This window comes from Pedobacter glucosidilyticus DSM 23534, assembly GCF_000425145.1.
GTDB classification, from domain to species: Bacteria; Bacteroidota; Bacteroidia; order Sphingobacteriales; family Sphingobacteriaceae; genus Pseudopedobacter; species Pseudopedobacter glucosidilyticus.
Map to the genome: position 1 here is coordinate 22128 of NZ_AULF01000037.1, position 9263 is coordinate 31390.

The window sequence follows — 9263 nt, forward strand, 5'->3', positions numbered from 1 at the left end:
TTAAAGATTGTTCCAAAAGTTGATTTCATTTTGTACCCCAGTTTTTTCTGAGCGGATAAAACTTTGTTTATCCTTATATACTTCTAATACGCCATTTTCCATATAACAGATTTTATCGCCCATTAATAAAGCTTCTTTTAAATCATGTGTTACAAAAAGAGCTGTAATTTGATATTCTTTAGCAATCTTTTTATAAAGCTGCTGCATGTTACTTCTAGTTTCTACATCTAAACTACTAAATGGTTCATCTAATAAAATTAAAGGTGGATTAAGAATAAGCGCTCTACCAAAGGCAACACGCTGTTTTTGTCCGCCAGAAAGCTCATGTGGCATTTTTTTATCATAACCATCTAGTTCTAACTGTGAAAGCATATCCGTAACTTTTGTTTTAATAATGTGTTTTTCTGTATTTCTAATTTTTAAACCAAAAGCTATGTTTTCAAAAACATTCATGTTTGGAAAAAGCAAAGCCTCCTGAAAAAGGTAAATAATTTTACGTTCTTGCGCAGGCAATGATAAAACATTCTGGTTTTGCAAATTCACTGTTCCACCATCGGCAGTTTCTATACCTGCTATAATTTTTAATAAGGTAGATTTACCACAGCCACTTTTACCTAAAACACTTAAAGTTTGATGTGCATCTACATCAAAACAAATTTCTTTAAGCACCTGATGGTTTTTAAACTTTTTACTGATATTCTTTACCTCTAAAAACATTAGCCTTTTTGTTGAATGATGAATCTTTTGTTAAACCACAATAAAATTACTGGAGGTAAAATAAGCAAACAACAGCTTAATGCAGCATAAAAAATATTAGCTTCGTTTATAAACTGAAAAACATGAATGGTTAAGGTACTTATTTTACCATAACCAATAATACTGGTTAAACCATACTCAAACCAAGAAATTAAAAAACATTGGAAAAAGCAAATGATAAGAAACGATTTAGCAAGGGGTAAAGTTATGTATAGAAATGCTTGCTTTTGCTTACCTCCTAAAGTATAAACTAGGTTTTGATAATCCAATACTTTTTGGTTCCAAAAGCTTAAGAAAAATATAATGCTATAGGGTAAGGCAATGATGAGTTGTGCTAGAACAATTCCATATAAGTTTCCAATTAGACCTAGTTTTATGAAGTAGTACTTTAAGCAAATAGCAAAAATTACAGGAGAAAGCGCAAAAGGGAAATAAGTTAAAAAAGTAAGTAATCTCCTTTTTGGATGATAAGCAATATACCTACTTAGTATAAAACCTAAAATGGTAGCACTAGCGGCAACAAATAGTGCAATACTTAATGATATAACAAAGCTATTGCTGATCACATGGCCATCACCCAAGATAATTATCCAGTTTTCTAAGGTTAATTTCTCAGGTAATAGTTTTGGAAACACCCACTTTTGCGAAAAAGAAAGCAAGAAAAGTATTACAATGGGCAAGGTAAAAACCAAAGCCAACATCAGTAATATAAGATGTTTGATGCTATACTTCATACTGGTGTTTTGATTTTTTAAAGGCTATAAACAATAAAATAAGTACCAAAAAGGCATAAATAACTGCTACAGCATAGCCTTGTGGAATATCAAGGAGATTAAATTTCTGTAATTTCCTTACTGCTAAAACAGAAATAGTTTCTGGACTAGATTTCCCTAGTAACAGCGGCACTTCGTAAGAACCCAACTTAAAAATAAAGTAAATGATGATACTTGGTAAACTTCTTTTTAGCAGTATAGGGATACTGATTTTAAAAATGGTTTGCTTTTTACTTGCGCCTAAAGCATAAGCTAACTTCTGATAATCTTCTAGTTTTTCGGCTTGATATAAGCTAGCATACAACAAGATAAAAAAAGGCAAACTTAAAAAAGTTTGTGTACTGATGATACCTATATGATAACTATCATTAACCAAATTTGGAAAATCACTAATCTGACTAATGATACCTAATTGGTAGCATAACCTAGCAAGAATGCCTGCATTACTTAAAAACTGAAAGAAGAAAAATGCAGCAACAATAGAAGGGAAAGCAAGGGGCATATAAACCAAATAAGAAAATATTCCGCTTTTAAATTTTGTAGGAAAAGCTAATACCACAGCTAAAGAGATAAATATACAAATACTTAAAGAGGCAAAAGCTAACCAACTGGTATACAAAACAGAAATATAGACTTCTGATGTTGAAAATAGTATTTTCCAATTTTCTAAGGTAAAACCCTTGTTAAGCACACCCACCAAACCAAAACTATAAGCTATAGCATAACCTAAACCTGCAAGCAAAGGCAATAATGTAAATAGCAACAGTATGCTAAAATTAAATGTCTTGTTAAAGGGTTTAAACATTAAGGTTTTTCTATTACTTGAGTTCTAAAATCGGCAGCTACATTAATCATGTATTGCGAATGTGTTTCTTTAATAGCCTTTTCTTGTATAGCTTCTTCGCTCATTCCATATTTAATTTTTGGAAGTGCTTGATATTGATCTTGCCATTGTTTTTCCAGTTTTTGATAATCAAAAACTGGCATTCCGCCAGAGTTATTGATATCACTTTTTTCTATTTGTGCCTCTGGCGAAAGTAAAAAATTAATCACCACTAAAGCCCCTTCTTTATTTGGTGCATTGTAAGGAATTCCTAAATAGCTGGTATTATGGATGCTTCCTGCTTTGAAAACGAAAGCTTTAGAAGTAGCAGGAAATAAACCTTCTTTAATACCCTTATCTATAGCTGTGATACCAAAGGAAAAAGCAAAATCTAACTCGCCAGAGCCAAACATTTGAGAAACTGTAACATTGCTAGCTGGAAAAGTACTGCCGCTTTTCCAGAAATATTTCTTATTTCTGTTGATAAAATCCCAAAGTTGGGGTGCGTATTTATCGTACTTTTCTTGATTAAAATCGCCATCTAATTCTTTTATGCCACCAGCAATTTCTACTAACCAGGATTTCAACAAAGTATAGCCAGAAAAATCTAGCGGGATAGTAAACTTACCTGGATGAGCTTTCCAGTACGCCTCAAAATCTTGCATACTTTGTGGGATATTTTTTACTCTGGCAGAGTCTGTAATACCGATAAAAGAAGCTTTACCCCAAGGTGCTTCATAACCATTGATAGCTTGCTGAAAATCATATTTAATAATAGGATCTTCATAATTGATGTATTTAGAGTTTGGAAGCTTATCTGTAAAAGGGCCATATAAACCTTTTATTTGCTGCAATTGATAAAAGGTTTCGCCGTTTATCCAAACCATATCTGTTTGTCCTTCTGCTAAGCCTGCTTCTTGCTCCGTCATGATACTATTTACAATTTCATTTCCTTGGCCGGGGATGATTTTTAAAGTAATACCATACCTTTTTAATACGGTTGGTACCACATATTCATCTATATGTTTATTCGCTTTTTTATCGCCCAGATACTTCATGAAAACAACGGTAGTTCCCTTTGCTTTTTGCTCTATTTCTTCCCAAGATTGGGTCATCAAGCTATCTTGCTGCGTATTACTTTGATTTTGCTTACAAGCATTTATGACGCTCCCTATAAAAAGGAAGCTCAATAAAATGATATTCTTTTTTCTGTTAATCATTCTTTTAAATCTTTATGATGATTTTAGCGTATATATTTATACAAAATTTAATAATAATGGTTGAGGCCGATAGCACTACATTTTCTGAAAAAGACTTACATCAACACCAACTTTGGAATAATTTGGTTAAGCAATTTATTACTGATGATGGCTTTGTAGATTATCAAGGGTTTAAATCTAAGGAACATTTATTAAATCAATATCTTGAAATCATAAGTACTTATGCGCCAACAGCAGATTGGACACGCCAAGAGAAAATTGCCTACTGGATAAATGCTTATAATGCTTTTACGGTAAAATTAATCATCAATCATTATGGTGTGCAATCTATCAAAGATATTCATCACCAAGTGTATGATTCTCCATGGAAAATCCCTTTTTTTAAAATAGGTGAAGATGCTTTTACTTTAGACAAGATAGAACACGAGATTTTGCGTAAACAAATACAAGAACCTTATATCCATTTTGCTTTAGTTTGCGCATCTTTTTCTTGTCCGCATTTTAGAAATGAAGCCTATACTGCTCAACATGTTAAAGAACAACTGGATGATCAGGCCAGAATTTTTATAAACGATCCTCGTAAAAATAAACTTGATAGCATCCCTTTAGAAGTATCAAGTTTGTTTAGTTGGTATTGGGATGATTTTACTAATCATTTTACTGATGATTTTTCTTTTATCACTTGGTTAAATAAATACAGTAATCATCCGTTAAATTATCCATCATCCTATACTTTTATGCCTTATAACTGTAGCTTAAATGGTAAATAATCGAACTTTTACTTTAAAAAGTAAAAGCTCGTTTATTATTAATAGTTCCCAAAAATATAACGCATTCCAAATTGGAACTGGCGTGGTGGTGCAGCTGCTCTGATGTTTAAGTTATTGGCACTTCTTGGGCCAATTTGTACTTGATTACTAGCTCCTCTTGTAGAGGCAAAGCCTGTTAAATTTGTTTGGTTTAGCAGGTTATAGATATCTGCGGAAAATTCTATTCCAGATTTATTCTTTAATTTTAATCTGTATTTGGCAGAAAAATCTATGGTAGTTGCATTGGGTAATCTTCCATTATTTCTGGTTTCACCTGGTTGTATGTCTGTTGAAAATCCTGGTGTTTCTCCGTTACCATTTAAATCGCCACTCCTTACAGGAACTTTTGCTGTTCTATTAGGATCAGTTGGAGTAGGGTCGGGTACGGTTATGAAATTCCCATTAGCATCTTTTCTATTATAAAAATAAGCTGTACTATTTGCATAGTACGTAATTGGCTGCCCACTTTGGAAAAGCAATGCAGGCGTAAGTGTCAAATTTTTAACCGGATACCAGGTGAATAATGCGTTAATTACATGCGTTCTGTCGTTATCACCAAATGCATATTCATTTGCCCAGTTATTAGCATCTTGCGCTCTTACATTTATTCCTTCTGTATCATTCATTATTTTTGATAAAGAATAAGAAATACGATAAGAGAATTGGTCATTAACACCTTTTACTTTTACCATAGAAAAATTAGCCGCTGTATATCTGGCTTTTCCTTCGGTTTCGGTCATAAATACATCTCTGGCAATACCTCCAATTTGATCACTACCAATTTTTGCCTGAAATTGACCGTTAACAGTCACGATAGGAACAGGTCTGTCTAAGTTTGCATCATTAGGATCTTTTGCTGATTCCGCAGGAGCATTAGCCGGTAAATTAAACGGAGTTTTAGGGGCATTTAGATTTGTTATTCTATATAAATTTTGAGTACGAGTATGTACTAAATCAACATAAAATAATACGTTTTCATTAATCTTTCTTTGATAACCTATGCTATATTGGTCTGAGTACGGGTTTTGATAACCATTAGGATTTTTTATTCTAAAGTTTGCATTTGATTGATCAGCTCTTTTTCCTTGGGCTGTCTCTGCAGATGCCCCTTGTAAATAAGCCGGATTGTTTGATGTTATCGCATCAGCATAAACAGCTCTTAAATTTCCTGGGTGTGTAATTCTATCTAAATCTGCATTAGCATCTAAAATTCCTAATCTTTGTAGCTCGGCTAACTGACGTTTAAAATTGTCCGAGTTATTACTAAACTGTAAGTTATCACTGGTTACCGAGTATTTTATTTTATCATAAAAACGACCAATACCACCTCTAATCACGTTCTTATCATCCAGTTTGTAATTGAAACTTGTTCTTGGGCCTATATTATTCCAGTCTCCACGAGTGCTACCTGCTTTAGAAAGGTTATCATAATCAAACCTCACACCTAAATTAATATCAAGTTTATCATTAAGTTTAAAATTGTCCTCTGCATAAAGGTTAAATACATTTTGGCGAGTACCAAATCTGCTTTGGTCTAAATCTACCTGATAACGCAATACTTCAACATCAGCCGGAATATCATCAATATCTAAAGCCGAGCCTATATTTCTTGCTCTCAGATCTGCCAATTGTTGTGGGTTAAGTCTTACTGTATAAAAACCATAAGAGTTACCGGCACCCAACAAAGAAAAATTAGAGGTAGTAAACTCTGTACCAAATAAAAAGTTGTGTTTTCCTGCTTCTAATCTAAATTTTTGTTGAATCTGGTTGGTGTATTCATCATCATCAAAAATATAATCTATAGAGCCTATGGTGGCTATAGTTCTGCCAGTTAGATCTTGTACAGAAACACCAGGCTTACCAATATTTGGTCTATCACGATAGTTCCATCTGAAATAGCTGTTTTGGTAGTTGGTTTCTCCTTTTAACCTAGCGCCTAATTGATAGCTATTTTTTAAGGCTATTAAATAGGTTCTGTTTTTTTGTGTTGAGGCTGATGATGGGAAATTATTACCCCCTGTTAAGCCTCCGCCTTGTTGGTCAATATCAAAACTACCATAATTAACTCTTAGGCTGCTTTTAAATTTATCGCTCCAAATTTGATCTATTTTAGTAGATAAATAACTGAAACTGTTATTGCCTCTAATAGCCTCATTTACACCTAACTCTGGTACGTTTAAAAGATTGTCTTTGATGTCAAAAGTTTGTTCAAAGTTTAGGTAGAAAAAAGTTTTGTCTTTTTTTAGTGCGCCACCTAAGCCTACACCCAATTGTTGCCTCTGGAAACCGTCTTTAACAGGGTTTCCGTATAAATCTAAAGAAGCAAAAGCAGAGCGACTATCTACAATAGAACCAGGTCTGGTTAAATAAAATACTTCGCCTGTAAAATCATTACTACCAGAGCGTGTTTCAACGTTTACAATACCATTACTGGTGTTTCCATATTCTACAGAATAGTTATTGGTTAAAACCGTAATGCTTTCTGTAAAGCCAAAAGGGGTGTTAAATTTAGAATTACCTAAAAAGCGTTCGTTATTATCCAAGCCATCAATCATATAATTGGTATAAATACCGCTTAATCCGTTTATAGCAATGGTAGGTGCCTCGTTATAACCTAAAGTAGATATGGTTAAATTGGGTAAACGATATAAACTTTTGGTCACATCCCGGCCTTCTATAGGTAGGTTTTGGATTTCTTTTTTACTGATGTAAGATGATACAGCAGCATCCGTTTTATTTATTTTTAAAGCTTTATCAGCAATCACACTTATTTCATTCAATTCCTGAAAATCCTTTTTTCTGGCTATTAAAGTGATGTTGGTTTCTAAAGCACTATCGACAACTAATGTTCTGTTTTCTATAGCATAGTTAAGTCTTGATAGGGCTTGTATTTGATACTCGCCCTGTTTTACATTTTTAAACAATGCCAAACCATTTTTATTGGTTATTGCTGTAAAACTAGAGTCGGTAAGTAAATTTTTTAAAGTGATGTTATAGCCAGATAAGGGCTTTTTATCTTCTGTGTTAAGCAAAACGTTTACACTACTTTGTGCAAATAGGTTTACTGTACAAAATAGGATTAATAAAGAAAGTATAATTCTTTTCATGAAAAATTTTAGATGAAGTAGTGATAAAATATGAAATAAAGGAAGATTAAGCTATTGCCGGAGGTGCTCTTAATGCTTTGTAGCGATATAAAAATGTTTCATCATGCAGCCAAACAAAAGTTGCTAAATTATTTTTAAAGGCTATAATCAGCGCTTTTATAAGAGATAGGATGGAACTTTTAGGAAGCTTTTTGAGCATACTAAAATGATCAAAATCTTCTAGTAAAGCTGTTTCAACCAATTCTACGTCAGCAAATAACTCTTTTAAATTTTTGTAGGTGTGTGAAGATTGCCATCTGATATTTTTAAAAAGTATAGGATTAAAATTATTTTTAGATAATCCTATTAAATAAGCACCTCCATCTTTACTAGGCCCTAATATAACTTGCTGACGTTCAACCGCATCTATTGCAGCTGATAGATGCTGACCATCAAGCTGAAGGGTATCGTTACCAATACAAATGATATGCTCATAGCCCTTACTAAAAACATCTTGGAAGGCATTGGTAATTTTCTCGCCAAACGAACCACCATGCTGCTTTAAAGAATCTATCCAGTAAAAATCTCTTTTGCAACGGCTTACTAAACTCAGTGTATGCTTGGTTAACGCTGCTGATATATTTTTTGAGGCTAAAAAAGATGATAAATGAGAAAACTGCTTTTTCCTAGCTTCTATATCTGGTGATTCGGCAAAAAGAATAATGGCAGTTTTATGCATCCTTTAGTTTGTTTTCAGCAATAATTACGTGTAAGTAGCGCTTATGGTTTTCATGTTCTTAAAATGTTTCCAAATTAGATAAAAATATTGATATAGCTTTAGATTGATAACTTTGTATTGTTAAACCCCTATTACAAATTGAGAAAGTTTAAATTCTACAGACATATTATTGCACTTAGTTTCTTAATTTTATTAGGCTTAAGGCTGGGTAAAATAAAAGGGCTATTAATTGTGTTAGTGGTTTACTTAGCCTTAAACATGGCAACTATTGTAAGATATTTTAGAGAAAGGAGCGCAAGAAATGGCAAATTTTAAAGAAATTATAAATTCTGGAAAACCCGTATTGGTAGACTTTTTTGCTACATGGTGTGGCCCCTGCAAAATGATGTCGCCTATGTTAGATGATTTAAAAAAACAGGTTGGAGATAGCGCAACCATTATCAAAATTGATGTTGATAAAAACCCACAGGCAGCAGCAGCTTATCATGTACAGGGTGTACCTACCTTAATTTTATTTAAAGACGGCGAAGTAAAATGGAGGCAATCTGGTGTGGTACCTGTTCATGAACTTCTGAAGCTGATTCAAAAAACAATCTAAATTTTTAGATAACATCTTCATAGATCATTTTTATAAACATAAAAAAGAAGCTGTCTCAAATTACCATGTTGTGTCAAGCTGAGCGGAGTCGAAGCCTTTTCTTATCCTTCGACTTCGCTACCATTGACGTTTTTAATAACATATTAATTTTCAATCAATTGCAAATTTAGCTCATTTGCTTTTTTAATAACAAAGTTCAACTGTTGCCGCTTTAGTTTTTCTTCATACTTCTTTACTCCCTGCTCTACATAATCCATTCCCTGATCAAACATCCTATAGTATAGTTCCGCTATTTTTCTAGCTGTGGCTTTAATTGCAATACCTGAACCTTTCCGGGATTTAAGCCTTCTTGCAAAAGCTCCTAAACCGGGCTGTTTACTAATCAAAAGACTTTGAGCTGCTTGTTTGAAAATCTGCCCAGCTCTTGTTATTGGTTTTTTCTTGCTTCTTTTATTCATT

Annotated in this window: 8 protein-coding genes and 1 pseudogene; 2 read left to right on the forward strand and 7 right to left on the reverse strand. The window is 33.2% G+C overall.

The genetic code is table 11. The annotated features are described in order from the left end of the window. Genes H510_RS0111295 through H510_RS0111310 form a run of 4 tightly spaced genes read right to left on the reverse strand, consistent with a single transcriptional unit; the run spans position 1 to position 3572 of the window. Positions 1-717: an ABC transporter ATP-binding protein gene (locus H510_RS0111295; RefSeq protein WP_026904428.1), complete on the reverse strand. Its 717-nt coding sequence runs from the start codon at positions 715-717 to the stop codon at positions 1-3. After that, positions 717-1490 carry an ABC transporter permease gene (locus H510_RS0111300; protein ID WP_026904429.1) on the reverse strand — a complete coding sequence of 258 codons (774 nt, stop codon included), beginning with the start codon at positions 1488-1490 and terminating at the stop codon, positions 717-719. The genes H510_RS0111295 and H510_RS0111300 overlap by 1 nt, the downstream gene beginning before the upstream one ends. After that, positions 1480-2292: an ABC transporter permease gene (locus H510_RS0111305; protein WP_162143076.1), complete on the reverse strand. Its 813-nt coding sequence runs from the start codon at positions 2290-2292 to the stop codon at positions 1480-1482. Before H510_RS0111305 ends, H510_RS0111300 begins: the two co-directional genes overlap by 11 nt. Before the next feature lie 41 nt (positions 2293-2333). Continuing rightward, positions 2334-3572, reverse strand: a complete 1239-nt coding sequence (locus H510_RS0111310; RefSeq protein WP_036692653.1) for an ABC transporter substrate-binding protein — start codon at positions 3570-3572, stop codon at positions 2334-2336. Positions 3573-3586: 14 nt separating this feature from the next. Here H510_RS0111310 and H510_RS0111315 point away from each other — a divergent pair, with 14 nt between their 5' ends. Beyond that, positions 3587-4342, forward strand: a complete 756-nt coding sequence (locus H510_RS0111315) for a DUF547 domain-containing protein (protein WP_081659266.1) — start codon at positions 3587-3589, stop codon at positions 4340-4342. A gap of 38 nt (positions 4343-4380) precedes the next feature. On the opposite strand, the gene H510_RS0111320 is transcribed toward H510_RS0111315, so the two are convergent. Next, a complete protein-coding gene (locus H510_RS0111320; protein WP_026904433.1) occupies positions 4381-7488 on the reverse strand; it encodes a TonB-dependent receptor in 3108 nt (1035 codons plus the stop codon). 46 nt (positions 7489-7534) lie between these two features. Continuing rightward, positions 7535-8206: a TIGR04282 family arsenosugar biosynthesis glycosyltransferase gene (locus H510_RS0111325; RefSeq protein WP_026904434.1), complete on the reverse strand. Its 672-nt coding sequence runs from the start codon at positions 8204-8206 to the stop codon at positions 7535-7537. Between the two features lie 301 nt (positions 8207-8507). Here H510_RS0111325 and trxA point away from each other — a divergent pair, with 301 nt between their 5' ends. Then, positions 8508-8804: a thioredoxin gene (gene trxA, locus H510_RS0111335; protein ID WP_026904435.1), complete on the forward strand. Its 297-nt coding sequence runs from the start codon at positions 8508-8510 to the stop codon at positions 8802-8804. 143 nt (positions 8805-8947) lie between these two features. Here the strand turns inward: trxA and H510_RS20230 are convergent. Beyond that, positions 8948-9263, reverse strand: a pseudogene (locus H510_RS20230) (hypothetical protein); the annotation flags it as partial.

Excerpts from the sequence above, each read along its gene's own strand:
- H510_RS0111295 (WP_026904428.1), bottom strand. The coding sequence starts at position 717 with ATGTTTTTAGAGGTAAAGAATATCAGTAAAAAGTTTAAAAACCATCAG.
- H510_RS0111300 (WP_026904429.1), bottom strand. The coding sequence starts at position 1,490 with ATGAAGTATAGCATCAAACATCTTATATTACTGATGTTGGCTTTGGTT.
- H510_RS0111310 (WP_036692653.1), bottom strand. The coding sequence starts at position 3,572 with ATGATTAACAGAAAAAAGAATATCATTTTATTGAGCTTCCTTTTTATA.
- H510_RS0111315 (WP_081659266.1), top strand. The coding sequence starts at position 3,587 with ATGATGATTTTAGCGTATATATTTATACAAAATTTAATAATAATGGTT.
- H510_RS0111320 (WP_026904433.1), bottom strand. The coding sequence starts at position 7,488 with ATGAAAAGAATTATACTTTCTTTATTAATCCTATTTTGTACAGTAAAC.
- H510_RS0111325 (WP_026904434.1), bottom strand. The coding sequence starts at position 8,206 with ATGCATAAAACTGCCATTATTCTTTTTGCCGAATCACCAGATATAGAA.
- trxA (WP_026904435.1), top strand. The coding sequence starts at position 8,508 with ATGGCAAATTTTAAAGAAATTATAAATTCTGGAAAACCCGTATTGGTA.